The following is a 24293-nucleotide window of genomic DNA, read 5'->3' as shown; positions in this document are numbered from 1 at the left end:
CCTGTTGACCTGTGGCTCAGGATTTTTCGCTTGATCGGCTGCTGACATTTCGTCCATTTAGCGCCGGCGGGCTCCGAGAGCCGCAGAGGGGGCCCCATGGCGCGCGACACAACCGATTTCCGGGCAATCGAAGGCATCGACGAACTGGTCGAGCATCTGGCCGAAGGCAACAAGCCGCGCGACAAGTGGCGCATCGGGACCGAGCACGAGAAGTTCCCCTTCTATGTCGACGGGAACGCGCCGGTGCCCTATGGCGGCGAGCGCGGCATCCGCGCCATCCTCGAAGGCATGCAGCAAAAGCTCGGCTGGGACCCGATCATCGATGACGGCCGCATCATCGGCCTGGTCGAGCCGACCGGACAGGGCGCGATCTCGCTGGAGCCTGGTGGCCAGTTCGAGCTGTCGGGCGCGCCGCTGGAAACGATCCACCAGACCTGTCGCGAGGGCAATGCGCATCTGGCGCAGGTCCGCGAGATCGCCGAGCCGATGGGCATCCGCTTTCTCGGCCTCGGCGGCAGCCCGAAATGGTCGCTGGCCGAGACGCCGAAAATGCCGAAATCGCGCTACGAAATCATGACCCGCTACATGCCCAAGGTCGGCACCAAGGGTCTCGACATGATGTATCGCACCTGCACCATCCAGGTGAACCTCGACTTCGAAAGCGAAGCCGACATGCGCCGCAAGATGCAGGTGTCGCTGAAGCTGCAGCCACTGTCGACGGCGCTGTTTGCCAACTCGCCCTTCACCGACAGCCGGCCGAACGGGCTGCAGAGCTGGCGCGGCGACATCTGGCGCGACACCGACAACCAGCGCTCGGGCCTGCTCGAATTCTGCTTCTCGCCCGAGTTCGGCTTTGCCGACTATGTCGAATGGGCGCTCGACGTGCCGATGTATTTCGTCATCCGCGACGGCCACTATCACGACATGACGCACATCACCTTCCGCCGGTTCATGGCCGGCGCTGCCCGCAATGAAGTACCAGACGGACTGCCGACCATGGGCGACTGGGCGAACCATCTGTCGACGCTGTTCCCCGACGTCAGGCTGAAGCGCTTCCTCGAAATGCGCGGCGCCGATGGCGGGCCGTGGCGCCGCATCTGCGCACTGCCGGCCTTCTGGGTCGGGCTGCTCTATGACGAGGCCGCGCTCGACGCCGCCGAGGCGCTGACTTCGAGCTGGACGTATGAAGAAACGCTGGCGATGCGCAATGCGGTGCCGGAACAAGGCATTTCCGCGCCGTTCCGCAACACGACGCTGCGTGAGATCGGCCGCGATGTAATGACGATTTCGCGCCTTGGGCTGAAAAATCGCGGCAGGAAGAACCGCGACGGCTATGACGAGACCTCGTTCCTCAACACGCTGGACGAAGTCGTGGCGCGCGGTACCACCAGTGCTGAGGAAATGCTGTCGGCCTACCACACGCGCTGGGGCGGCTCGATCGAGCCGGTGTTCATGGAATATGCGTATTAGCGTCGCGCCTTGAGCAGCGGCAAAAGCCGCTTCAATCGAACATCGAAACGAACTAGGTTCTCCCTCGAGGATTTCCCGGAGGAGAAACCGATGCCTACCTTGTTCGACATATTGGCGCAGGCGCAGAACGGCAACGGCATGCAGGCGCTTGCCCAGCAGTACGGGCTTTCCATGCAGCAGACGCAGGCGGCTGTCGCCGCTCTGCTGCCGGCCTTCTCGCAAGGGTTGCAACGCAACACCGCCGATCCCTATGGGCTAGGCGCCTTCATGACGGCGATGGCGAGCGGCCAGCACGCGAAATATTTCGAGGACGCGACCAGGGCTTTCTCACCGCAAGGCGTCAATGAGGGCAATGGCATTCTGGGTCATCTGTTCGGCTCGAAGGAGCTGTCGCGCGCGGTGGCCAGCCAGGCCGCGCAGGCGACCGGCGTCAGCCAGCAGATCCTGCAGCAGATGCTGCCGGCCATCGCTTCGATGGTGATGGGCGGATTGTTCAAGCAGACGACAAACCAGTTGACCGGGGGTCAGATGCAGGCCGCCGGTGGCTTCGGCGGCGGCAGCAATCCGCTCGGCGAGATCATCGAACAGATGATGCGGCAGGCGGGCGGCGGGGCACAGCCTGCGCCGCAGCCAGCACCCAATCCTTACGGTGAGAACCCGCTGGGCAAAGTGCTGCAGGACATGTTCGGCGGCGGCGCCCAACAGCCGCAAAGCCAGCCGCAACAGGCGCCCAACCCATATGGCGACAATCCGCTGGGCAAGGTGCTGCAGGATATGTTCGGCGGTGGCGCGGCACAGCAACCGCAGGGCCGGCCGCAGCAGCCAACACAGCCGCAACAGACGCAGAGCCCTTACGGCGACAACCCGCTGGGCAAGATTTTTGAAGAGATGATGCGGCAAGGCGGTGGTGGCGGCTTCGGCCTGCCCGGTGGGCAGCCGGCGCCGCAGCAGCCGCAAGCACCCCAGCCGCCACAGGCACCGCAGGAGCGCCAGGCGCCGCAACCGCAGGCCAATCCGAGCGGCAGGCCACGCAATCCGTTCGACGATATTTTCGGCAAGATGTTCGAGACCGGCGCCCAGCAGCGCGACGACTATCAGAAGGGCGTGGAAACGATCTTCGACCAGTTCAAGCGGGACATGGACCGGCGGTAGTTGGCGGTAGTTGGGCGCTGACCTTCGCGGCTTCGGAGCAAGGAACGAAGCGACGCGGCGCAGACCGCACGATGACGACGGAGCTTTAAAAGAAAAGCCCGGTCCTGGAGGAGGACCGGGCCAGTGTGCAGGCTGGCCGGCGGGGAACCGGCAGGGAGTGGGGAGCCTGCTATACTCGTTGGTCGTAGCGAGCCTGAGAAAGGTTCACGGCAATGCGCCCGATATCACGCTATCTGGCGGGCGAGATCTTCGATTGTATCGGCGCGATCGCTCGCAATCGCACGCAGCTTCACGGTCGGATCGGCGCCGAACGGCACATCGATGGCGACATGGAGATCCGCGCGCGTCAGGCCGATATCGGCGAGTTCGGCGTCCGACATCTCGCCGAGGCGATAGAAGGCCCGGCGATTTTTCCAGGCCTGGTAGGCATTGAGAAGGGTGTTGGCCACGCGCGTCGCAACGGCCGGACGCGAGGTGATGCGCGAGGTCTCGGTGGCGAAATCAAACGTGGTCATGTCGGTCTCCTTCAGACTCGAACTGGACAAGACCAGGCGATCGGCGCTGGGGACAGCGGCCGTTCCGGTCTCGATTCACATGCCTTCATGTGGACAATGTGAATTTGCCACGCACCGATTGATTAATCCAACGAATGTTTCTAATCTTTAGCATCAACGCTACTGATGGATTGGACCGATGAAAGCGCCACTCGATCTCGACCAGTTGCAGACCTTCATCTCGATTGCCGATACCGGCAGCTTTACCCGCGCGGCCGAGGAAGTGCTGCGCACGCAATCGGCGGTGTCGATGCAGATGCGCCGGCTGGAAGAGCGGATCGGCAAGCCGCTGTTCGAAAAGGACGGCCGCACCAACAGGCTGACCGAGGAAGGCGACAAGCTGCTCTCCTACGCGCGCCGCCTGCTCTATCTCAACCGCGAAACGCTGGCCGCCTTCGATGACCAGCGGCTCGAAGGCACCATCCGCATCGGCACCCCCGACGACTATGCCGACCGGTTCCTGCCCGAAATCATGGCACGCTTCACGCGCTCCAACCCACGCGTCGAGCTGACCGTCATCTGCGAGCCGACACCAGGCTTGGTCGAGCATATCAAGCGCGGCAATCTCGATCTTGCGCTGGTGACGCACAACGACACGCGCGGCCAGTCGGAAGTGGTGCGGCGCGAGCCGCTGCTATGGGTGACCTCGGCCAACCATGCCACGCACGAACAGGAAGTGCTGCCGATGGCCTTCGGCCGGCCGAACTGCATCTGGCGGCGCGCCGCCGTCGATGTGCTCGACCGGCAAAACCGCGACTATCGAATCCTGTTCACCAGCTTCTCGGCCACCGTCATCACCGCCGCGGTGCTGTCGGGGCTGGCGATCTCGGTGCTGCCGGAATGCGCGCTGCGGCCCGGCATGCGAGTGCTGGGCGAAGCCGACGGTTTTGGCGCCCTGCCCGACTGCCGCATCGGCATCATGCGCGGCCAGACCTCGCGTCCCGAAATCGTCGACGCGCTGGCCCGGCACATCTCGGAAAGCCTCGACAATATTTCCGTGCCGCTCGGCGAAGAAACGGGAAGCTTCGATTTCGCCTCGCTCGCCTTCGCCAAGATGAAGCGGAGCAAGCCGAACCAGATCCTGCCTGGCTGGTAGGAACGATCAGGCCGACGCTGCCGCCTCCGTCGTTGCGTTGGCCGACGACAGGCCGGGCAGCGCCACCAATTGCGCCGGCTCCAGCGGCGGCGACAAGAGGTAGCCCTGCAGCTGCTGGCAGCCCATGGCGACCAGCAGCGCCTTTTGCACCTCGGTCTCTACGCCCTCGGCGGTGACCTCGACCTTGAGCGCGCCGGCGAGATCGATCAGCGCCTTGACGATGGCGCCCGAATTGCCGTCGCCGTCGAGAAGCCGCACGAAGGAGCGGTCGATCTTGAGCTTGTCGATGGCATGGCGGCGCAGATAGCTCAGCGACGAATAGCCGGTGCCGAAATCGTCGAGCACAATGCCGACGCCCGACTGGCGCAAGGCTGCCAGAGCCGCTCTGGTGGTGTCGTTGTTTTCCAGGAGAACGTTTTCGGTGATTTCGAGCTGCAGGCGCTTCGGCGCCAGTCCGGTTTCGGCGAGGATCGAGGCAACCTCTTCGGCAAAGCCGGCGTCGCGCAATTGCAGCGGCGAGACATTGACGGCGAGCCACGGCAGTTTGGTCTTCACGGCGAAGCGGCAGGCTTCCAGCAGGGCCCATGCGCCGAGCTGCCCGATCATGCCGCGTTCCTCGGCGATGGCGATGAACTGCGCCGCCGGCAGTGCGCCATGGACCTCATGCGCCCAGCGGATCAGCGCCTCGGCGCCGACAATGGTCTTGCCGTCGCTGGCAAAGACCGGCTGGTAGGCGAGCTTGATACCGATGCCGCCATTCAGCGCGCTGCGCAGCTCGCTCTCGACCTTGCGCTTGCGCAGCAAAAGGTCGTCCATGTCGCCGGCGAAGACCTGGTAGCGGCCACGGCCGTTCTTCTTGGCTTCGTAGAGCGAGATGTCGGCCTTGCGCAGCAGATCGTCTGCGTCGGCATCAGGGCCTGTCGACAAGGCTATGCCGATGCTGGCGCTGATAAAGACCTGATCGTCCATCAGCTTGAACGGCTCCTGCAGTTTCTGCAGCACCCTCTCGGAAATATCCTCGGCGTTCCTTACGTCGCGGACATCGATCAGGATCACCGCGAATTCGTCGCCACCCAGTCTTGCCACCGTGTCGACGTCGCGAACCGTATGCTGAAGCCTGGCCGCCGTCTGGCGCACGAGTTCGTCGCCTGCCGGGTGACCAAGCGTGTCGTTGACATGCTTGAAGCGATCTAGATCGAGATAAAGCAGCGCGACCTTGCTTTCATTGCCGGAGGTAAGCAAGGCACGCCGCAGCCTGTCCTCGAACAGTGCCCGGTTGGGCAGGCCGGTGAGCGTGTCGTGAAAGGCGAGATATTGCGCCTGGGCCTGGCTGGTCTGCAGCGCCGATGACGCACGGCGCAGACGCCGGAGCAGAAAGGCGAGCACGCTCGCCGCAACCAGCGCGGCCAGAGCCAGGGCCGGGCTGGCCTTGCCCACCAGCGTCAGGCCGGGCCGTTCCTGGTCCCAGGCAATATAGCCGAGGATGACACCCTGTTTGTCGATAAGCGGAATGGCAGCAGAGCCAAGCGGCTGAGCCATCGGCAGGAGATGCGCCCCCGCCAGCAGATATTTCTGCGCGATCTTGCCGATCACCGCGTCGTTGATGAACTCTATGGAGACATGCAGATATTCGCTGCCGGATGCCTGGGTGACGCGATCCGAACTCGGCACCAGAGGCATGACGCTGAGTATGGCAGGCTGACCGCCAAGCGAGACCAGATCGTCGGCAACGAATTTTGCGCCGGCCTGGCTTGCGTCCTTGCTCATCATCTGGCGCAACCTGGCGATGGTCGGCCGCAAAGCGGGTTCGTCCTCGCCAAAGACGGCAGGCGACACGACCTTGCCTTCGCGCATGGCGTGGACCGGCCGGTTGGCGTTGTCCAGCACATAGACCCGGTTGTGGCCGTAATACGAGTACATCCAGACGCTGAGATTCTCGGCCATCCAGGTCTGGTTGCCGGCCTTGGCGTTTATAACGGAATCATCCCAGACGGCGACGCTTTCCTGCTCGCGCTTTACCGCGGCGATCTGGTCCTGCAGGCCGTTGGCAAGGAAAACCTTCTCCCGCTCGAGCGAGACCCGGTCGGCCTGCATGGTGGCGTAAAGGCCGAAGCCGACAACGATGGCCAGTGCAAAAACGGCAAGCGTCAGCACCGTCAGGGTGACCTGGAACGTCAACGGGCTGCGTTGTCTGCGGGCGCTCATGCGTCCTCCTTGGCCCAGAGTCAATCAGGACAGGCTTAAGATCAAGTTATGGAATCTTGACGCGGAGCGACAACAGCCGCTCAATCGGCCGATGAGCGACGCAGAATCCGAATCACGAACCAATGCCACCGAATACACGGTGAGCGAGATTTCCGGCGCGCTGAAGCGTACGGTCGAGGATGTCTTCGGCCATGTGCGGGTGCGCGGCGAAATTTCCGGCTATCGCGGGCCGCACTCTTCCGGCCATGCCTATTTCACCCTGAAGGACGACCGCGCGCGGCTCGATGCCGTGGTCTGGAAAGGCACGATGAGCCGGCTGAAATTCCGCCCCGAAGAGGGGATGGAGGTGATCGCCACCGGCAAACTCACCACCTATCCCGGCAAATCCAACTACCAGATCGTCATCGACAATCTAGAACCCGCCGGCGCCGGGGCGCTCATGGCGCTTTTGGAAGAGCGCAAGCGGCGACTGCAGGCCGAAGGGCTGTTCGATGCCGGCCGCAAGCGGCGGCTGCCCTTCATGCCGCGCACCATCGGCGTCGTCACCTCGCCGACCGGATCGGTGATCCGTGACATCATCCATCGCATCAAGGACCGCTTTCCGCTGCATGTGCTGGTCTGGCCGGTAAGAGTGCAGGGCGAGACGGCGGGGGCGGAAGTGACGGCGGCCGTCAACGGCTTCAACGCGCTGGCCTGGGATGGAGCGATCGTGCCGCCCGACCTTCTGATCGTGGCGCGCGGCGGCGGCAGCCTCGAGGACCTCTGGGGGTTCAACGATGAAGGGCTGGCGCGCGCCGTCGCCGCCTCGCGCATCCCGGTGATTTCGGCCGTCGGGCACGAGACCGACTGGACCTTGATCGATCTCGTCGCCGACATGCGGGCACCCACGCCGACAGGTGCGGCGGAGATCGCGGTGCCGGTGAAAGCGGACCTCGAAGCGACACTAGCCAGTCTTGGCGCACGGCTCAAAGCAGCCACCTTGCGCAATTTCGAACGCAAGCGGCAGGCCTCGCGTGCGGCCGCCCGCGCGCTGCCCTCGCCCGACCAGTTGCTGGCGCTGCCGCGACGGCGGCTGGACGAGGCGGCCAGCCGGCTTAGCCGGGGGCTGATGGTCTCCACCGAAAGAAAGCAAGCTCGGTTCTTCGCCGTGAAGCTCACTCCGGCAACGCTGTCGCGGCGGATTGCCGAGGCGCGACGCACCAACGACCGCAACCTTTTGCGCGCCCAGGGGGCGCTGCGCGCATTGGCGAGAGCCCGGCGCGCGGAGTTGAATCGTGCGGCGGATCAGTTGCCAAAATGTGCGAAAGCATCCCTGCAACGGCACAGGCAGCAACTGGCTTTGCTGCAAGGCCGCATTACGATCGAGCCAACCGCACGGCGGCAAACCGTGCAGAGGGATCTGCTGACAGCTTTGACGAGACGCGGCACGCAAGCGGTACTGCTCAGGCTGGAGCGACTGCGCGGCCGCATCGTCCAATCCGAGAGGCTGATGGCAACGCTGTCGCACAAGGCTGTGCTGGCCCGCGGCTTCGCGCTGGTCAAGGATGCCGACGGCGCGGTGATCAAACTGGCAGTTGATGTGGCGCCGGGCGCTGGCCTGCAGCTGGAGTTCGCCGACGGCATCGTAAATGCAGTCGCGACCGGCGACGCCGAGCGGGTGCAGGCCGTTGCCAAACCAGCGGCCACGCCGCCCGCCAGCAAACCCGCCGCAAAGCCGACGGCCAGCAAACCGAAAGAACCGGGCAATCAGGGCTCGCTTTTTTAGAGGACCGCATGACCGGACATGACCCGCATCTTCAAACGCCGGCGGGCAAGCCGCGCGCCCGTGCTTTCGGCATTGCCTTCGAGGGCACGCCGGGCGGCTTCAACGCCATCACCGATGTGCCCGGCGTATCGGTCGGCTATGCGACGCTGATTTCCGGCGAGGGTCTGCTCGAGGTTGGCACGGGGCCGGTGCGCACCGGCGTCACCGCCATCCTGCCGCGGCCGTTGGCTGAGCTCGCCACGCCGGTGTTTGCGGGTGTCTTCAGCCAGAACGGCAATGGCGAGTTGACGGGGTCGCACATTATCGAGGAAGTCGGCGCCTTCAACCTGCCCGTCACGATCACCAACACGCATTCCTGCGGCGTCACCCGCGACGGCACGCTGCGTTGGATGCAACGCGTGCTGCCGGCGGCGCTCGACAGCGGCTGGGGCCTGCCGGTTGCGGCGGAGACCTATGATGGTTTCCTCAACGACATCAACGGTCATCACGTCGGCTTCGAAGATGTCGAAGCCGCGCTCGACGGTGCCGCCGGTGGAGCGATCGAGGAAGGCAGTGTCGGCGGTGGCACCGGCATGATTGCCTTTGGCTTCAAGGCCGGCTCGGGCACGGCATCGCGCATCATCGAGTGGCAGGGCATCAGGCATACGGTCGGCGTATTCGTGCAGGCGAATTTCGGCAAGCGGCGCAATTTCACACTGCGCGGCGCCCGCGTCGGGCCCGATCTGGTAGAGCCGGCGATGCGCGAAGGCACGCCGCGTGCCGAAAAGGGCTCGATCATCGCCATCGTCGCCACCGATGCGCCATTTCTGCCGCACCAGATGAAGCGGCTGGCAAAGCGCGTGCCGCTCGGCATCGCCATGACAGGCGGCTTCGGCTACCACAGTTCGGGCGACATTTTTCTGGCCTTCACCACCGCCAATCCGCAAGCAGCACTTGCACCGTCGGGACGAACCGCAAACGCCGCTTACATCCCGGACGTCGATATCGATCCGTTCTTCGATGCGGTGGCGCAAGGCGTAGAGGAGGCGATCCTCAATGCAATGGTCGCCAATGAGGATATGAGCGGACGCGACGGCAATTTCGTGCCGGCGCTGCCGAAGGCCTGGCTGAAAGATCGATTTGGATAGAGGACAAGGCCTGGCGGCGCCAGGCCTGTTGCGTCACGGCTTGGCCGCGTTGCTCTGGTCGGCCTCGGCCGCCTCTTCGAGCCGCGATGCGATCAGTTCCTGGATGTCGCCGACTTCTTCCTGGATATCTTCCAGCGGAATGCCGACCTCAGCGGCCTTGGCCGCGCACTCCTTGGCGAGGGTCTCGGCCTGCTTCTCGATCTTTACCGGCGAGTGCTGGCAGTGGACCTTTTCACCGATCCATCCGCGCAAGAACTCGATCGCATGTTCACTCATACTGCTTTTCCCTGGCGGCTATGCCGGTTGGTAACCGTAAACGTCCGCACCCGGTAAAGGATGCATGCTGCCATTCGAACCGAGTCGGCTTCGCCCGGCAAGTTGATCTTGTCGGAGGTCCGAAGAGCCGAATGAAGGGAAGGGTTCAATGAGCACGTTCTGATTGTTTGATAGAGTGGTACGTTGGCCGGGATCGGCTTCGGCTCTATGCTATTGTTCTTACGATCTTTTCCTGCTGTCGACGGCCGATTTGTATCACAATAGGGATCACAACGCGTAACACATTTTCTGCTGCTTCGTGGTACACCGCCACAGCTACACGGTCGAAGCCGCCGCTATATAGTGACATCATTATGCGATGTCGACTCTATCAGCCATCCTGCTTCCTTCCGCCGCGCTGTGTCAAACGTCATCCCCGTCCAGTATGGAGATCGGATGGCCCCGGACGGCGTATGAAGATGTTGATTTTATTGCGTTTCGTGAGCCAAAATCAGAAAGCTCTCGTCAGCGTCACCCCGCTCGACTGCCTCCGCCACACTCAGCGCCTCCGACGTCGATTCCTTGCACGTAACGCGCGGGCCGGATGAACGACAACATTGGCGCTTTGGCAGCGCGCTCCTGCTAAGGACGATGTCTCGATGCGACAAGCTCTGCCTTGCGCTGCGCCGTCTCCAGCCCGATTGAGATGAAGGCGCGCGCATGCCGGGCCAGTTCCATATTGTCGGCCCACAGATTGCGCCAGATCGCGGTCTTCCGTGAGAGGTTCTCGTCGACGATCTTCGACGAGAAGGATTCAAAGCTGAGGTCGTCCCTATAGCCGATTGCGGTCAGCGCATCGAAGATGGCGGCAAAGTCGATATTGCCGGTGCCGAGGAAACCGCGATGGCTCTCGCCGATATGGACATAGCCGATCTTGTCAGCGGCATGGCGGATAGCCAGTCCGACATCGGCCTCCTCGATGTTCATGTGGAAGGTATCGAGATGCAGGAAGATGTTGTCGGAGCCGGTGTCCGCGATGAAGGCCAGGCCTTGTGAAGCGGTGTTGAGCAGATTGCTTTCGAAGCGGTTGACGATCTCCAGATTGAGCGTGACGCCGCCTGCCTTGGCCGTCTCCGCAACCTTCGCAAGTGTCCCCGCGCTGCGGTTCCACTGATCGCGCGTCGGCGCCTGCGTCTGCAAGCCGTGGCTGGTGCTGAGGATGCCGCCAATCTTCTGGCCGCCGAGATCGCGGGTGAGCGCGATCGTCTCGTTGAGGATCTCGACGCCGCGCGCGGCAACCGCCTTGTCGGCACTCGAAATGTCGCCGTCGGCCGGCAGGCCGATGCTGATCGCGACGCCGAGCTTGAGGTCGGCGATGCGCCTGGCCAACCCGCCAACGTCGACATTGGCCGGGTCAAGATAGGAGAACTCGATCAGGTCGAAGCCGGCCTCTCTGGTGTTGGCCAGCGTGCGTTCAAGGTCGCCTTGCGCCGAACTCGCCGACCAGACGAAGGAATGAATACCGATGCGCGACATGATCGTCTCCCGTTTCTGGAATTGAGATGCGGCCGGGTTGCCCCGGCCGCATCGGCCTTGGGAGGCTTAGCGGGCTGCGGTCCAGCCCTTGTAGTCTTTCAGGTTCTCGGCCGTGATCAGCTTCGGGTCGAGCAGCACGGTCGGCTCCGCCGGCTTCTTGCCGGCAAGCAGCTCAGCCGCCATCGTCAGCGACTGGCCAGCCATCACGTAGGGATCCTGCGAAGCCGAGGCCTTGATCATCGAGGTGCCGGAAGCGAGTTCCTTCTCGATATCGGGAGCGCCATCCACTGCGGTGAAGATGAACTCCGAGCGATTGAGCTGCTTGGCCGCAAGCTGGGCGCCGATCGCCGTCGGATCGTTGATGGCAAACACCGCATCGATCTTGTCGAAGCGGGTGAGCAGCGACTGGAAGACCTTCAGACCGCCGTCGCGCGAGCCTTCGGCATTCTGGTCGTCGGAGAGGATCTTGATGTCGGGGTGTTTTGCAAGGACGTCCTTGCAGCCCTTCACCCGCTCCAGGATCGACGACGACGCCGGGCCGTTGAGGATGACGTAGTCGCCCTTGCCGCCGGTGTGGTCGACCAGATACTGGCAGGCCTCTTCGCCGGCCTTGACGTTGTTGGTCATGACGGTGACGTCGGCGCCTGGCGCCGAAACGTCGAAGGCGGCAACGACGATGCCCGCTGCTTGCGCCTTCTTCACCGCCGGGCCGATCGCCTTGGCATCGACCGCATTGAGCATGATGACGTCGACGCCGGCGGCGATGAAGGAATCGACCTGAGAGACCTGCTTGTTGAGGTCGTAGTCGGCCGACACTGACGTCACCTCGACCTTCGGGTTGATCTTCTTGGCCGCGTCCTCGATACCCTTGATGGTCGCGACGAAGAAGGGGTTGCCGAGCAGGCCGACCGAGATGCCGACCTTGTTGAGGTCCTTGGCCGATGCGGGCGCGATGGCGGCAGCCGCGAGTGCGACGCCGCAGAGCAGTTTAGCGATGGTCTTCATTGCTTTCCTCCAATTGCCCCGCGCCTCTCACGGTGCGTTACACAAACCGGTCGTTTACGCCGGCGACCAAGGTCAATCACGTTCTCGCTCCTGCCTGGAGCCTGTAGCGGTCGAGGGCGACTGCCACGATGATGACCAATCCCTTGATGATGTACTGCCAGATGTCCGAGACACCGGCCAAGATAAGCCCGTTGGAGAGCACCGCTATGATCAGGCCGCCGATCAGCGTACCCCAGATCGAGCCGACGCCGCCGACGAAGCTGGTGCCGCCGAGAATGACCGCGGCAATGGCGTCGAGTTCGTAAGACTGCCCAAGCTGCAGCCCGTTGGCCGCATAGAGCCGGGCCGCTGACATGGCGCCGCCAAGGCCGGCCAGCAGGCCGGAAACGCCATAGACAAAGAGCAGCACCAGCGGCACCTTGATGCCGGTCAGCCGCGCCGCTTCGGCATTGCCGCCGACGGCATAGATCCAGGTGCCGAGCACGGTGCGCTTGAGCACCAGCCAGGACAGCACCACGACCGACAAGGCGATGATGACCAGCCAGGGAATGCCGAACAGCGTACCGTTGCCGATGAAGTCGAACGGCAGGTCCGAGTTGAACACCGTGGTGTCCTGGCCGAGCAGGCGGGCGACGCCGCGCACAGCGGTCAGCGACCCCAGCGTGACGATGAAGGGCGGCAGTCTGATATAGGCGATCAGCAGCCCGTTGATGACGCCGAAGCCGAGGCCGACGAGAATGGCCGCCGGCACGCCCAGCAGTCCCCAATCAGGCACCAGCGACACCATCACCGCCACCATCGCCGAGGCGGCAAGTATCGAGCCAACGGACAGGTCGATCCCGCCGGTCAGGATGACGAAGGTCATGCCCGCTGCCAGCACAATGTTGATCGACGATTGCTGCATGACGATCAGCAAATTGGTCTGGGTGAAGAAGCGCGCGTTCATCAACTGAAAGCCGACCGCCAGCAGGATCAGGATCGGCAGCATACCAAGGGCGGCGAAGGCGGTGCGCAACCGCCGGCTCCTGCCGACAACCTGGCCACTGATCTCGGTCGCCTTGTCGGTCATCCCTTGGCCGCTCCCGTTGCAAGTTCCATGATTGCTTCCTGGCGCAGCGGCTGGTCTTTGGACGCCGTAACCTCGCCGGCAATCGTGCCGTCGCGCATTACCAGCACGCGGTCGGCAACGCCGATCACCTCCGGCAGTTCGCTGGAGATCATCAGGATGGCGATGCCCTTTTTGGCGAGATTGTCGATCAGCCGGTAGATTTCCGACTTCGCTCCGACATCGACGCCGCGCGTCGGTTCATCCAGGATGACCACTTGCGGCTCGGTCTCGAGCAGGCGGGCAAGCAACACTTTCTGCTGGTTGCCGCCCGACAGCGAACCCGCATTGGCCTGTACCGACCTGGTGCGGATGGAGAGATCCGAAACGGCCGTGGCAGCACGTCTCTCGGCGGCTTTGAAATCGCGCAAGCCGCCGGGCCGCGCATCCCTGGCCAGCACGCCCATGCTGATGTTGTCGGAGATCGACATGTCGAGAAAGAGGCCGAGCTCCTTGCGGTCTTCGGTGAGATAGGCGATGCCGGCATTCAGTGCCTCGCTTGGCGAGCCGATGGTTACGGGCTTGCCGTCGAGTTCCAGCGTGCCGGCGATGCGTCTGTCGGCACCGAAGATCAGTCGCGCGAGTTCGGTGCGGCCCGAGCCGACAAGGCCAGCCAGAGCCAGCACCTCGCCCTTGTACAGTTCGAAGGAGCAGTTCTTCAGGAGATTGCCGTCCGCCATGCCGCGCACCGACAAGGCGACCGCGCGCTTGTTGTCCGGCGGGCGATGATCCTTCCTGTAAAAAGCGGACAGGTCGCGGCCAACCATCATCGAGACGAGGCGCGAGGCGTTCAGCTCGGCACGCTCGAGTGTGCCGACATAGCCGCTGTCGCGCAGCACGCTGACACGGTCGGCCAACTGGTAGACCTCTTCCATGCGGTGGCTGATGTAGATGATGGCGATGCCTTGCGACTTCAGCGTCGCGATGACCTCGAAGAGACGGTCGGTCTCGCGCGAGGTCAGCGAGGTGGTTGGCTCGTCCATGACGATGATGCGCGCGCTGGTCGAAAGCGCGCGGGCGATTTCGACCAGCTGACGCTCGCCGAGCGACAGGCTGGAAACCTGAGCCCGTGCGGAGAAGGACACGCCGAGACGCTTGATGATCTCATTGCTGCGCCGGTAGCATTGGTCGCGGTCGACGATGCCGAAACGCCTCGGCTCATTGCCGAGGAAGATGTTCTGCGCGACCGTCAGGTTGGGCGCCAGCGACAGTTCCTGATAGATAACCGCAATGCCGTGAGCCCGCGCCTTGATCGGGTCGCCGGTGGCGACCGGCACGCCGTCGATCAGTATCTCGCCGCCGGCATCAGGCCGATAGGCGCCGGACAGCACCTTCATCAAAGTCGACTTGCCAGCACCGTTTTCACCCATCAGCGCATGGACTTCGCCGGCATGGACGGTCAGCGACACGTCCTGCAAGGCGCGGACTGGCCCGAACGTCTTCGAGATGTGCCGCATTTCCAGCACTGGCTGGCGCGTGACTTCGGCCTGAGCAGCGACAATCACCGTGCGCCTCCCGCTGCCGCGCGGGGGATGCCCTGCTCGCCGATGAGGCCACGCCATGTGTCGCGATATCGGGCAAGTCCGGTGAAGCTTGCGGCACGCACGGGCTCCGGCACTTCCGCGGCAAATTCGCGGCCGACGGTCTCGAAGGCCAGCGCCGCCGCCCCGGTGGCGCTGCCCTCCAGTGTGGCCCCTTGCAGGAAGGCCTGGCTGGGACGCAGTTGCGCCACTAGCCCGGCGAGCAGGCCGCCAGCGTTCAGTCCGCCATCGACGATCACGGTGTTGTCCGAATGGATCTGGTCGAGGCAGAGGTCGACCATCAGCGCGACGTAGAGCAGCGCCACGGCTGCGCGTTCCTCGGCGCTTGGCATGCGGCCGACCAATTTGCCGGCGCGGCCGGGCATTGGTCCGCCCGGCGCGAAGCTCGGCAGCGCCATGCTGCCGGCGTTGATCACCCGCTGCACTGCCGCCGGCGCGATCGCGCCTTGCCAGCCGTCGCTGATCGTGGCGAATTCGCGCCCGCCCATGAAGCGGATGGTCGGCACAGGGCCGCCGTCGATATCGACATTGACCAGCATGTCGCGCTGGCCATCGAGCGCGTCGAGCAGGCAATCCGGATTAAGCACGACGACCCAGGTGCCGGTCGAGACGACGGTGACCGGGCCAAGCTCCTGCCGGCGATAGGCATGGAGCGCGGCATTGCTGTCATGGACACCATTGTGGATGGCGATCCGCCGCTTCGTGTCGCCGAGGCGTTGCTCGCCGACAACCGAGCCCGCCCGCTCGAAAGCGGGCATCCGGTCGCGCCAGCCCTCAATATCGACCAGCGAACTGAAGTCGCGCTTGCGCGGCGCCCATAAATGCGAGTGGCAGCCGAGATAGGACACTTCCGAGACCGCCCGGCCGCCAAACCGCCAGCTCCAGTATTGTGGATAGCCGAGGATCGATTTCGCGGCCGTGAATGCACCGGGTTGCACCGCCTGTAGCCACAGCATGTGGCGACCGTAGTTGAAGCCGAGCGGCAATCGCGGCGAGAAGGTCTCGGTGAAATCCGGAACGAGGCGATCAATTTGCGCGGCAATATCAGCCGGCGGCTCTTGCTCATAATCGAGTATCGGATGCGTCAGCGCCGCCTCGTCGACCAGGGCAAAGGTGCAGCCATGGCCCGACACCATCACGCCCTGTACGCCATGGACGTCGGAGGCCTCGCTTACGGCGCGAACCGCCCAACTGTGAAGTGCTGCCTCATCAAGCACGCTGAAGCCATCTTTGCGCATCCAGTTCGGCCGGGTCCGGCGCTCGTCGACGATGCGCCCGTCCTGAGCGAAGACGAACAGCTTCGAATTGGTCTTGCCGAAATCGAGGACGGCCATCTTCACTGGATGGCTCCCGAAGCCGAAGCGATGCGCACCATGACGCCCGCGTCTTCCAGCATGCGCGCGTCGACGTCGGACAGGCCGTCATCGGTCACCAGCGTGCCGATGCGCGACAAGGGCAGCGCGATGTTACGGGCGTGGATCGACAGTTTGCGGCTGTCGGCCAGCACCACGATCTGGTCGGCACACAGGCTGAGATCGGCGATGGAGCGGACCAGCAGCGGGTGCGATTCCAGCACGCCCTCCTGGCCAAGGCCTTGCGCGCCGAGAAAGAACTTCGATGCGTAGAACGGCTCCGCCTGGGTCGGTGAATGGATGATGCCCGGCTCACGATGCAGATCGCCGCCGGCAACGGTCAGGCTGCAATGGCCGTGGTCGCTCAGATAGGCCGCGAGCGGCATCGAATTGGTATAGAGACGGATGCTGCGCTCAGCCAGCTTGACCCCAAGGTGGAAGCAGGTCGAACCGCCATGCACGATGACCGCATCGCCGTCGCGCACCATCGTGGCCGCGAGAGCGGCGATCTGCCGCTTGGCCTCGACCGCGAGGTCGCGGTTCTCGTCATAGGGCCTGGCATAGGCAACACCCGCCTGTGAAGCGCCGTCGAGCGCCGAGATGCCACCATAGACCTTCCGTGCTTCACCGGCCTCGTCGATCTTGTCGATGTCGCGCCGCACCGTCGCCGCCGACACGCCGAGCTGCTCCTGCAGTTCGCGCACCGACGCGAAGGGGCGATCCCGCAGCAACTCGACGATCTGACGCTGGCGGCCGGAGTCGCTCAATCGTTTTCCTCCCAGGAGCCGTTTTTGCCACGGCATTTGACGTAACTTACTCAACATCTTTCCGATTGCAAGAACCTTTGATGACATTAGATCACTATTGACGTAAGTCGCTCGCATCTGCGATACACATCAACATCCCACGACGGGTATCCGAAGCTGCGAGGCTGACGGAGCTGATAGAGGAAATGCGCCATGGCGAGCTATGCGGATGCGCAGGAAATGGCTGCTTTGCGGGCGCTTTCGGCCAGCATCGGGCGCAATCCAAATCTGACCCAGGCCGCCGGCGGCAACACCTCGCTGAAAGCCGGCGACACGCTGTGGATCAAGGCTTCCGGCACATGGCTGAAGGATGCGCTCTCCGAAGACATCATGGTCCCGGTGGCGATGGCGCCGCTGCTCAGGGCTGTCGAACAGCGCGACAGCGCCGCCGACCAGCCGCAGATCTTCGCCATCGAGACGCTCAACGCCCGGCGCCTGCGCCCTTCGATTGAAACCACCGTTCACGCGCTGATGCCGCAGCGCGTCGTCCTGCATGTCCATTGCGTCGAAACCATTTCGCTGGCGGTACAGGCCAATTGCGAGGTGGAAGCCGCCAGACGCCTTGATGGTCTCAAATGGGCGTATGTTCCTTATTTCCGGCCAGGCCTGCCGCTTGCCCAGGGTATTGCCGAGCGGCTTCAGGCTGGGGTCGACGTGCTGATCCTTGCCAATCACGGGCTGGTCGTCGCGGCCGATACCGTCGCCGAGGCCGAAGTGCTGCTGCGCCGCGTCACGCTGCTTCTGGCGCGGCCGGCGCGCCAAGTGGCGGAACCGGATGTTGCGGGATTGGCGGCGCTGGCCGGGAAAACCGGTTACAGGCTGCCGGCGGAAATCGAGGCGCACGCGGTCGCCATCGATCCCGAAAGCCGCCGCATGGCGTCCGGGGGCAGCCTCTACCCCGATCACGTCATCTTTCTGGGTCGGGGGTCGGTGGTGGCAAAGCCCGGTGAGGATGTGCCGCGCGTCATCGAGCGGTGCGGTACAAACCCCGTGGCGATCCTGTTTCCCGGGCTGGGCGTGCTGATGCGCGGCGATGCCAGTGCGGGCGCCGACGCCATGCAACGCTGCCTTGCCGACGTGACGGCACGCGTCGACATTGCAGCGCGGCTGAACTACCTCACCGCCGCCGAGAACGATGAACTGGTCAACTGGGACGCCGAGAAGTATCGCCAGAAACTCAATGCCGCCAGCCGCTGACACGCCGCTTGCCATAGGCATCGACATCGGCACGTCCGGCGCGCGCGCGGTCGCCATGCGTCCGGATTTTTCCATTGCCGCGCGTTCCGCCGTTTCGCTCGAGTTGTTTGGCCGGAATGCCCGCGACCCTGCAGTGTGGTGGTCAGCGGTCGGCGCAGCGCTGGCGGAACTGCTTTCGGGCATCGACCGAACAGCGGTCCGGTCGATCGCTGTTGACGGCACTTCAGGTACGTTGCTGCCGGTCGACGGCGCCGGGCGGCCGCTGGCCGAGCCGCTGATGTACAACGATACGGTCGCCGACAACGCCATTCTGGTCGCGATCGCTCGCGAAGCCCCAGCGACCAGTGCCGCACTTGGGGCGACGTCCGGTCTCGCCAAGGCGCTCTGGTTCCAGCGCACGCCCGGTGTTGCCGCGGTGCTGCATCAGGCGGACTGGATCGCGGGACAATTCTCCGGTCGCTTCGATGTCAGCGACGAGAACAATGCCTTGAAAACCGGTTACGACATCACGGCCCGCTGCTGGCCGGACTGGATTGCGGCCACCGAAATGCGCATGGAGTTGCTGCCCGGTATCGCCAGGCCGGGCGATGTCGTCGGCAAACTCACCGCGGATGCCGCGGATATGTTCGGCTTACCGCGCGAAATCGCCGTCGTCGCCGGAACGACCGATGGCTGCGCCTCGTTCCTGGCGACAGGTGCCGCGGCAATGGGCGACGGCGTCACCGCGCTGGGGTCGTCGTTGACCGTCAAGATCCTGTCCGACCGGCCTATCTCGGCGCCACGCTTCGGCATCTACAGCCATCGGCTTGGAGATGTCTGGCTGGCGGGCGGCGCATCGAACTCCGGCGGCAAGGTGCTGACACAGCATTTCCCTCTGGCGCGCATCGTCGAGCTGAGCATGGCGATCGACCCGATGACCGAGACCGGCCTCGACTACTATCCTCTTGCCACTGCAGGCGAACGCTTTCCGATCGCCGATCCGGCACTGCCGCCGCGTCTTGTGCCGCGACCGGTGGAGGACGCCGACTATCTGAAAGCCATGTTGGAGGGTATCGCCGCGATCGAGGCGCTCGGCTATGACAGGCTCGCCGAGCTCGGCGCTCCGCAGCTGACGTCGGTCAGAAGCGTCGGCGGCGGTGCGGCGAATGCCGCCTGGACGGCGATCCGGCAGCGCAGACTTGGTGTTGATTTCCTGCCGGCGCTTTCGGACGAAGCCGCCGCCGGCACAGCGCGGCTGGCGCTGATGGGCGCAAGCGCGGCGGGGCTTCTATGAGCGCGAAAACAGTCGAACACCTCAACGGCGTCAACCAGCTGGCCGAGCGCTATGATTTTTTCCTGCTCGATCAGTTCGGCGTGCTGCATGACGGCGCCAGCCCCTATCCAGGGGCAGTGGAAGCACTGTCGGCGCTGAAGCGCGCCGGCAAGACCATTGTGCTGATCTCGAACTCCGGCAAGCGGGCGGGGCCTAACGAGAGCCGGCTGCTAAAGCTCGGCTTCGAACCGGGAAGCTGGGACCATTTTGTTTCTTCCGGCGAGGTCGCGTGGGAGTTCTTCCACGACATGGCGGTATCCGGAAAGCTACTGCCAAACACGAAATGCCTGTTGATAAGCCGCGACGATGACCGCTCGGCGATCGAAGGTCTGCCGTTCGCATTGACTAAGGACGGTGACGATGCCGGGCTGGTGCTGATTTCGGCCAGCGAGGGCGACCGCTATGATCTTGAGCACTATCGCCGACTTCTTGCGCCGGCTGCGGTGCGGCAGGTGCCATGCTTCTGCACCAACCCTGACAAGATCATGCTGACGGCAGTGGGGCCGCGCTTCGGTGCCGGCCGGCTGGCGGATCTCTACGAGGACCTCGGTGGTAGCGTCACGCGTATCGGCAAGCCTTACCCCACTATATTCGGCGCCGCACTAGCGCTGGCAGGCAATCCAGACCGCGGCACTGTGGTCTGCGTCGGCGACAGTGTCGAACACGACATCGCTGGCGGACTTGCTGCCGGCGTGGCCACGGTGCTGGTTCTGTCAGGAATATTGGCGGACACACCTGACCTGTTCGACCTGTTCGACACGATGGACGCATACCCGGATTACACCATGGATGGCTTCAGGTTTCGCTGATTTGATTCACCCCGCAGCGCTCGCGCCCGAATCCGGCCTCAACGCCTCGTGGCCGGCGAGCATTGGCCGGCTGGCTCAAGGCTGCCGAACAGCGCGGATCCAGTCGAGCCGCGCGGCTGGAATGAGGCCGTAATTGTAGAAATTGATGCCGTCGACACCGGGCGCCAGCGCTGGCTTCACCTTGGCCGCAAGAATGTCGGGGCGGGCCATTTCCGGATAGAACAGCCGGTAGCCGGCGCCGAGGAATTTGTCCGCGCCCAGTGCCGCACGGCCGGCCGCCATCAGGCTGGCGACATCGCCGGCCTGCATGTCGTAGGCGCACAGGATCGCCCCGTCGCAGACCTTGCCCAGCGCTGCCAGATCGCAACCGCCAAGCCAGCCGTCTTTCAGATCGATAATAACGACCCGCGTCGTGGGATCGGCTACCTCGCGCAGTTCGGCGACCAGGCTGGTCACTGGCTCGAATCGCCACAAGAGATAGGCATGGAGCTCCGGCCAGGGGGCAAAGGCGTCGATGCCGCAGGCGGTCAAATCGGGAAAGCGCTGCTCAGGCATCGCACGCTCGCAGGTCTCGACGATCCATTGCCTGGTGAGCTTGCGCGCCGCCTCGGCATCGATGCCGGCTTTTGCCGCACGGGCGACGCAGGACGGACAGAAGCACAGAGACAAAAGAAAATCGTCTTCCGGCGTCAGCCCGACACCGTCCTTCTCGTGATGGTATTCATGGGCAAAGCCCATGAAGGACGGGCTTTCAAGTTCTATCCGGTCCGGCCGGTAGCTGTGCGAGATGTCGGCGATCAGCGCGCGGACATAGGCGCGCGCATCGGGATGGGAGGGGCAGAGATTGTAGTAGTTGGCATCGCCGAAGGCGTTGCGGGTGACGGCCTGCGGATGCAGCATGCCCAGGCGGGTGTTGTGCAGGCAGACCGTCCAGCACGAAACTCCTAGTCCGCCCGCGTCGCGACGGCGGATGAGCTGACCGAGCACGTCGCCGCCCTCAGTGATCACGTCAGCCACCTTGGGCTGGATGGCTAGACTTCCCCAGCGCGCAGCGGTCGGCTTGAAATAGATGGTGCCGTCCTCAGGGAAATAGGCCTTGCGGCGCGGGCTGCGCGGCTGCAGGAAGCGCCCGGCATGATAGGATGTCGCCAGGCTGATCATGTTGAGCCCGGCGCGCTCGACAAGATCACGTTCGACCGTCTCCAGGCCGAGATCCTGGATGTCCCAGGGATAGGTCCACATGGACAGTTGCTGCATGGAATATCCTCTGCCTTTGGCTCAGCCGTCGACCGGCTCTGCGACCTGCATTAGGCAGTCGCCCGCCTCACACATCGTGTGCAGCCGGCGCGACAGCACCAAGCCGCTTTCGGCGAAATGCAGGGCCTCCTCGGCAACATCGAGCCGCTCGAGATCGTGGTACCAGCCGGCCAATTGTCCTGAAGTGACACTGTCGCCGAGCCTAGCGGCGGGCTCGAACCAGCCGCGGCGGGTGGCATAGAGGCCCTGGCTGTGCCTGGACAGGGACAGCAGCCTTGTCGGCGCCGAAGGCTTTTCGCCCGCGCCAAGAACCGGCGCGTCGACCACACCCATTGCTATCATCAGACGGTCGAGCGCGCGGGCCGTGATCGCCATCGAATCGACCGTTGCGGTGCCACCGCCGCCGAACTCGCCGCTGACGCCGACGGCGCCGGCGCGGCGCGCTGCGCCCATCGAGGTTGGCGAGGCCTGGCCGTTGTCAGCGATAAAGCCGTAGGGCATGCCGAGCGTGCGCATCAGCTCGACGCCACGCCGGTGGCGCTCGGGATCGGCGTTGCGTTCGACCAGCGCGGTCGGCAGATGCTCCATCGACGTGCCGCCCGAATGGATATCGAAGACGACGTCGTGACGAGGAAACAGCTCCGTCTCAAGGAAATTGGCGAGCCGGCTTGTCGGCGTTCCCGAGGGATCGCCGGGAAACGCCCGGTTGAGATTGCCGCCGTCGAGCGGCGAGCAGCGCTTGGCGGCCATCACCGCAGGGGCGTTGGCCATCGGCATGATGGTGATGCGGCCCTTGATCCGCTTCGGATCGAGCCGGCGCGCCAGTTTTGCCAGCGACAGCTCGCCCTCATATTCGTCGCCGTGATTGCCGGCCATCAAAAGCAGTGACGGGCCGTCGCCATTGCGGATGAGGCAGATCGGCACCTTGACCTGAAAGTAGGGCGAGCGATCGATCGAGAACGGAATGCTTAGATGGCTGAGCGTCTTGCCGTCGCGGTCGAAATCGAGCGTGTGGGCGAGGCCGGTGTGCATGGTCAGACCGCCGCGACCGCGGTGATTTCGATGCGCAGATCAGGGTCGGCAAGCCGCGCCTCGACGCAGGCCCGCGCCGGCAGGCGGGCAGGATCGATCCAGGCATCGTAGATGCTGTTCATGGCCTCGAAATCACCGATCTGCGGCAGGAAGATGTTGACCGCCACCAACTTCGACTTGCTGCTGCCGACCTCGACCAGCAGCGCCTCGACTTTGGCAAGCACGTCGCTGGTCTGGCCTTCGATGCCGGCCTTGCGATCGTTGGCCACTTGGCCGGCTATGTGAACGAGGCCGCCATAGACGACGGCCTGCGACATGCGCGAGCCGGACTGAAAATACTTGATCATATCGGATCCTTTCGAGGTTCTCTTTTTGGGGGATCTGGTCAGCCGAACCAGGTGGGGAAAGCGTGGCGGACGTGGCCGGTCGCGTCGACGCCGAAGATCACGCGATAACGGTCGAGGCAGGTGCAGGGATGCGAGATGCCGAATTCGACGACGTCGCCGACGGCCACGTCGTCGCTCGGTGCAATCGACAGGAAGGAATGCTGGTCGTTGAGCTTGACCACCTCGGCGCGCGCCGCCGGCATCGGCAGCGGCTTGCAGGCACGAAAGACGGTGAGCGGCGTTGGAAAGCCCTGGTCGAACGACACGTCGCGCATGCCCATGCCGCAGATGACAAGGCCCGGCTCCGGACGCGACAGCACTTCGGCCCAAAGGCGTAGCGCAGGGCGAAAGGAATGCCGCGCCGAAGCGCTGATGCCGCCTATGGCAAAACCTTTGCGGGCATCGAGGGCGCCGAGCGAACGGTCATAGGTGCCGTGGTCGTGGAAGAAGATGGCGCCGCTGCGCAGCACCAGCGTTGCGTTGCCGTCGCTGGAAACGAGGGGTGCAAGCGCCGCGACCACCTGGTCGAAGAAGGCGGAGCCGCCGGCTGTGACGATCAGCGGTGCGTCGCCGCCGACGCGGGCACGCAGCCGCAGGAACATGTCGGCGGTCATTGCCAGCAGGCCGGATATCACCTCATCGGTGCGACCGGGCTCGGGTTGCGCCGCCGCCCCTTCATAGGTCGCAACGCCGGCGATCAGCAGCCGCCCGCCGGCAGCCGTGATCGCATCGGCGATGGCCTCGGCTTGCGCGGTGGTGCGGGCGCCCGCCCTGCCCGCACCAAGTTCGACCAGCACGCGCAGCGGCGGCAGCGCCGCATTGGCGCGCCAAGCCTCGGCAAGCGCGTTCACGGCGTCGACCGAGTCGGCAAAGACATAGAGCTCGGCATCCGGCCAGGCACCAGCAAGCACGGCCAGCCGGTTGGCGCCGCCGGCTCCTCCAACCTCATTGGCGATGATCAGCCGTGTCAAGCCGGCCTTCAGCATCACTGTCGCTTGCCTGATGTCGGCGACCGTCGTGCCCCATGCGCCGGCCTCGACCAGCGACCGGGTAAGATCGGGCGCCATCGGCGTCTTGGCATGCGGAGCGATCGCAACATTGTGTTCGCGCGCATAGCGCAGGAACAGGTCGCGATTGGCGGAGAAGGCCGCCTCGTCGAGGGTCAGCACCGGAAGCGCCATGCGTCCATCGGCCGGATGCCAGTGCTCGGCCGCGACAAGGCTGCTGTCCAGCCCGGTTGTGCCGGGAGGCACGCCGCGGATGCGGTCGTCGAGCCGAAAATTTTCGCGCACCGAAAGGGCTGGAACCGGTGAGTTTTCAGTCATGCGATG

At 64.3% G+C, this 24293-nt stretch carries 21 protein-coding genes; 8 read left to right on the top strand and 13 right to left on the bottom strand.

Features of this window, described 5'->3' with window-relative positions; all coding sequences use genetic code 11:
- Positions 1-96: 96 nt before the first annotated feature.
- Together NLY36_RS23245 and NLY36_RS23240 are read left to right on the top strand one after the other, a co-directional pair.
- A complete protein-coding gene (locus NLY36_RS23245; protein ID WP_023692353.1) occupies positions 97-1470 on the top strand; it encodes a glutamate--cysteine ligase in 1374 nt (457 codons plus the stop codon).
- Between the two features lie 90 nt (positions 1471-1560).
- On the top strand, positions 1561-2622 hold the full coding sequence (locus tag NLY36_RS23240; RefSeq protein ID WP_023695097.1) for a DUF937 domain-containing protein: 1062 nt from the start codon (positions 1561-1563) through the stop codon (positions 2620-2622).
- A gap of 224 nt (positions 2623-2846) precedes the next feature.
- Here the strand turns inward: NLY36_RS23240 and NLY36_RS23235 are convergent, their stop codons facing one another.
- Positions 2847-3137: a DUF1127 domain-containing protein gene (locus tag NLY36_RS23235; protein ID WP_023670560.1), complete on the bottom strand. Its 291-nt coding sequence runs from the start codon at positions 3135-3137 to the stop codon at positions 2847-2849.
- 178 nt (positions 3138-3315) lie between these two features.
- On the opposite strand from NLY36_RS23235, the gene NLY36_RS23230 reads away from it, so the two are divergent.
- Positions 3316-4272 (top strand): LysR substrate-binding domain-containing protein, encoded by a 957-nt coding sequence (locus NLY36_RS23230; protein WP_023695095.1) that lies wholly within the window; start codon positions 3316-3318, stop codon positions 4270-4272.
- A gap of 6 nt (positions 4273-4278) precedes the next feature.
- Here the strand turns inward: NLY36_RS23230 and NLY36_RS23225 are convergent, their stop codons facing one another.
- On the bottom strand, positions 4279-6477 hold the full coding sequence (locus tag NLY36_RS23225; protein ID WP_023695094.1) for a bifunctional diguanylate cyclase/phosphodiesterase: 2199 nt from the start codon (positions 6475-6477) through the stop codon (positions 4279-4281).
- Positions 6478-6568: 91 nt separating this feature from the next.
- Here NLY36_RS23225 and xseA point away from each other — a divergent pair, with 91 nt between their 5' ends.
- Both xseA and NLY36_RS23215 read left to right on the top strand, forming a co-directional pair.
- On the top strand, positions 6569-8242 hold the full coding sequence (gene xseA, locus NLY36_RS23220; RefSeq protein ID WP_023735728.1) for an exodeoxyribonuclease VII large subunit: 1674 nt from the start codon (positions 6569-6571) through the stop codon (positions 8240-8242).
- An 8-nt stretch (positions 8243-8250) separates the two neighbouring features.
- On the top strand, positions 8251-9369 hold the full coding sequence (locus NLY36_RS23215) for a DmpA family aminopeptidase (protein WP_023695092.1): 1119 nt from the start codon (positions 8251-8253) through the stop codon (positions 9367-9369).
- Positions 9370-9402: 33 nt separating this feature from the next.
- Here NLY36_RS23215 and NLY36_RS23210 read toward each other — a convergent pair whose 3' ends face one another.
- From NLY36_RS23210 to NLY36_RS23180, 7 genes are all read right to left on the bottom strand, one after another.
- Positions 9403-9645, bottom strand: a complete 243-nt coding sequence (locus NLY36_RS23210) for a DUF768 domain-containing protein (RefSeq protein WP_023670565.1) — start codon at positions 9643-9645, stop codon at positions 9403-9405.
- A gap of 621 nt (positions 9646-10266) precedes the next feature.
- Complete coding sequence (locus NLY36_RS23205) at positions 10267-11160, bottom strand: sugar phosphate isomerase/epimerase family protein (RefSeq protein WP_023695091.1); 894 nt, start codon at positions 11158-11160, stop codon at positions 10267-10269.
- A gap of 66 nt (positions 11161-11226) precedes the next feature.
- Complete coding sequence (locus tag NLY36_RS23200; protein WP_023670567.1) at positions 11227-12165, bottom strand: ABC transporter substrate-binding protein; 939 nt, start codon at positions 12163-12165, stop codon at positions 11227-11229.
- Positions 12166-12241: 76 nt separating this feature from the next.
- Positions 12242-13234, bottom strand: coding sequence for an ABC transporter permease subunit (locus NLY36_RS23195; protein WP_286461478.1), 993 nt, complete (start codon positions 13232-13234; stop codon positions 12242-12244).
- Positions 13231-14727: a sugar ABC transporter ATP-binding protein gene (locus NLY36_RS23190; RefSeq protein WP_050588083.1), complete on the bottom strand. Its 1497-nt coding sequence runs from the start codon at positions 14725-14727 to the stop codon at positions 13231-13233. The genes NLY36_RS23195 and NLY36_RS23190 overlap by 4 nt, the downstream gene beginning before the upstream one ends.
- Before the next feature lie 44 nt (positions 14728-14771).
- Positions 14772-16151, bottom strand: a complete 1380-nt coding sequence (locus tag NLY36_RS23185) for an FGGY-family carbohydrate kinase (protein WP_023701286.1) — start codon at positions 16149-16151, stop codon at positions 14772-14774.
- Positions 16148-16930, bottom strand: a complete 783-nt coding sequence (locus NLY36_RS23180) for a DeoR/GlpR family DNA-binding transcription regulator (protein WP_023701285.1) — start codon at positions 16928-16930, stop codon at positions 16148-16150. The genes NLY36_RS23185 and NLY36_RS23180 overlap by 4 nt, the downstream gene beginning before the upstream one ends.
- 192 nt (positions 16931-17122) lie before the next feature.
- Here NLY36_RS23180 and NLY36_RS23175 point away from each other — a divergent pair, with 192 nt between their 5' ends.
- From NLY36_RS23175 to NLY36_RS23165, 3 genes are read left to right on the top strand one after another with little or no spacing between them, the layout of a single operon-like run.
- On the top strand, positions 17123-18166 hold the full coding sequence (locus NLY36_RS23175) for a class II aldolase/adducin family protein (RefSeq protein ID WP_023735733.1): 1044 nt from the start codon (positions 17123-17125) through the stop codon (positions 18164-18166).
- Positions 18150-19439 carry an FGGY-family carbohydrate kinase gene (locus NLY36_RS23170; protein WP_031199271.1) on the top strand — a complete coding sequence of 430 codons (1290 nt, stop codon included), beginning with the start codon at positions 18150-18152 and terminating at the stop codon, positions 19437-19439. The genes NLY36_RS23175 and NLY36_RS23170 overlap by 17 nt, the downstream gene beginning before the upstream one ends.
- Positions 19436-20287 carry a TIGR01459 family HAD-type hydrolase gene (locus tag NLY36_RS23165; protein WP_023701283.1) on the top strand — a complete coding sequence of 284 codons (852 nt, stop codon included), beginning with the start codon at positions 19436-19438 and terminating at the stop codon, positions 20285-20287. The genes NLY36_RS23170 and NLY36_RS23165 overlap by 4 nt, the downstream gene beginning before the upstream one ends.
- 75 nt (positions 20288-20362) lie before the next feature.
- Here the strand turns inward: NLY36_RS23165 and NLY36_RS23160 are convergent, their stop codons facing one another.
- From NLY36_RS23160 to NLY36_RS23145, 4 genes are read right to left on the bottom strand one after another with little or no spacing between them, the layout of a single operon-like run.
- Positions 20363-21544 carry a hypothetical protein gene (locus NLY36_RS23160; RefSeq protein WP_031249129.1) on the bottom strand — a complete coding sequence of 394 codons (1182 nt, stop codon included), beginning with the start codon at positions 21542-21544 and terminating at the stop codon, positions 20363-20365.
- Positions 21545-21565: 21 nt separating this feature from the next.
- Positions 21566-22576 (bottom strand): succinylglutamate desuccinylase/aspartoacylase family protein, encoded by a 1011-nt coding sequence (locus NLY36_RS23155; RefSeq protein WP_023686805.1) that lies wholly within the window; start codon positions 22574-22576, stop codon positions 21566-21568.
- 2 nt (positions 22577-22578) lie between these two features.
- A complete protein-coding gene (locus NLY36_RS23150) occupies positions 22579-22923 on the bottom strand; it encodes a RidA family protein (RefSeq protein WP_023686804.1) in 345 nt (114 codons plus the stop codon).
- A gap of 38 nt (positions 22924-22961) precedes the next feature.
- Complete coding sequence (locus NLY36_RS23145) at positions 22962-24287, bottom strand: alanine racemase (protein ID WP_023686803.1); 1326 nt, start codon at positions 24285-24287, stop codon at positions 22962-22964.
- Positions 24288-24293 lie beyond the last annotated feature (6 nt).

Origin of the sequence: Mesorhizobium sp. C399B (assembly GCF_030323185.1) — a bacterium.
Taxonomy (GTDB): Bacteria; Pseudomonadota; Alphaproteobacteria; order Rhizobiales; family Rhizobiaceae; genus Mesorhizobium.
The sequence above is the reverse complement of the archived record's forward strand: the minus strand, read 5'-3'. Positions and strand labels throughout refer to the sequence as shown.

What these genes read in the sequence shown, in the direction of transcription:
- NLY36_RS23245 (WP_023692353.1), top strand. Translation starts at nt 97, where the DNA reads ATGGCGCGCGACACAACCGATTTCCGGGCAATCGAAGGCATCGACGAA.
- NLY36_RS23240 (WP_023695097.1), top strand. Translation starts at nt 1,561, where the DNA reads ATGCCTACCTTGTTCGACATATTGGCGCAGGCGCAGAACGGCAACGGC.
- NLY36_RS23235 (WP_023670560.1), bottom strand. Translation starts at nt 3,137, where the DNA reads ATGACCACGTTTGATTTCGCCACCGAGACCTCGCGCATCACCTCGCGT.
- NLY36_RS23230 (WP_023695095.1), top strand. Translation starts at nt 3,316, where the DNA reads ATGAAAGCGCCACTCGATCTCGACCAGTTGCAGACCTTCATCTCGATT.
- NLY36_RS23225 (WP_023695094.1), bottom strand. Translation starts at nt 6,477, where the DNA reads ATGAGCGCCCGCAGACAACGCAGCCCGTTGACGTTCCAGGTCACCCTG.
- xseA (WP_023735728.1), top strand. Translation starts at nt 6,569, where the DNA reads ATGAGCGACGCAGAATCCGAATCACGAACCAATGCCACCGAATACACG.
- NLY36_RS23215 (WP_023695092.1), top strand. Translation starts at nt 8,251, where the DNA reads ATGACCGGACATGACCCGCATCTTCAAACGCCGGCGGGCAAGCCGCGC.
- NLY36_RS23210 (WP_023670565.1), bottom strand. Translation starts at nt 9,645, where the DNA reads ATGAGTGAACATGCGATCGAGTTCTTGCGCGGATGGATCGGTGAAAAG.
- NLY36_RS23205 (WP_023695091.1), bottom strand. Translation starts at nt 11,160, where the DNA reads ATGTCGCGCATCGGTATTCATTCCTTCGTCTGGTCGGCGAGTTCGGCG.
- NLY36_RS23200 (WP_023670567.1), bottom strand. Translation starts at nt 12,165, where the DNA reads ATGAAGACCATCGCTAAACTGCTCTGCGGCGTCGCACTCGCGGCTGCC.
- NLY36_RS23195 (WP_286461478.1), bottom strand. Translation starts at nt 13,234, where the DNA reads ATGACCGACAAGGCGACCGAGATCAGTGGCCAGGTTGTCGGCAGGAGC.
- NLY36_RS23190 (WP_050588083.1), bottom strand. Translation starts at nt 14,727, where the DNA reads ATGCGGCACATCTCGAAGACGTTCGGGCCAGTCCGCGCCTTGCAGGAC.
- NLY36_RS23175 (WP_023735733.1), top strand. Translation starts at nt 17,123, where the DNA reads ATGGCGAGCTATGCGGATGCGCAGGAAATGGCTGCTTTGCGGGCGCTT.
- NLY36_RS23170 (WP_031199271.1), top strand. Translation starts at nt 18,150, where the DNA reads ATGCCGCCAGCCGCTGACACGCCGCTTGCCATAGGCATCGACATCGGC.
- NLY36_RS23165 (WP_023701283.1), top strand. Translation starts at nt 19,436, where the DNA reads ATGAGCGCGAAAACAGTCGAACACCTCAACGGCGTCAACCAGCTGGCC.
- NLY36_RS23160 (WP_031249129.1), bottom strand. Translation starts at nt 21,544, where the DNA reads ATGCAGCAACTGTCCATGTGGACCTATCCCTGGGACATCCAGGATCTC.
- NLY36_RS23155 (WP_023686805.1), bottom strand. Translation starts at nt 22,576, where the DNA reads ATGCACACCGGCCTCGCCCACACGCTCGATTTCGACCGCGACGGCAAG.
- NLY36_RS23150 (WP_023686804.1), bottom strand. Translation starts at nt 22,923, where the DNA reads ATGATCAAGTATTTTCAGTCCGGCTCGCGCATGTCGCAGGCCGTCGTC.
- NLY36_RS23145 (WP_023686803.1), bottom strand. Translation starts at nt 24,287, where the DNA reads ATGACTGAAAACTCACCGGTTCCAGCCCTTTCGGTGCGCGAAAATTTT.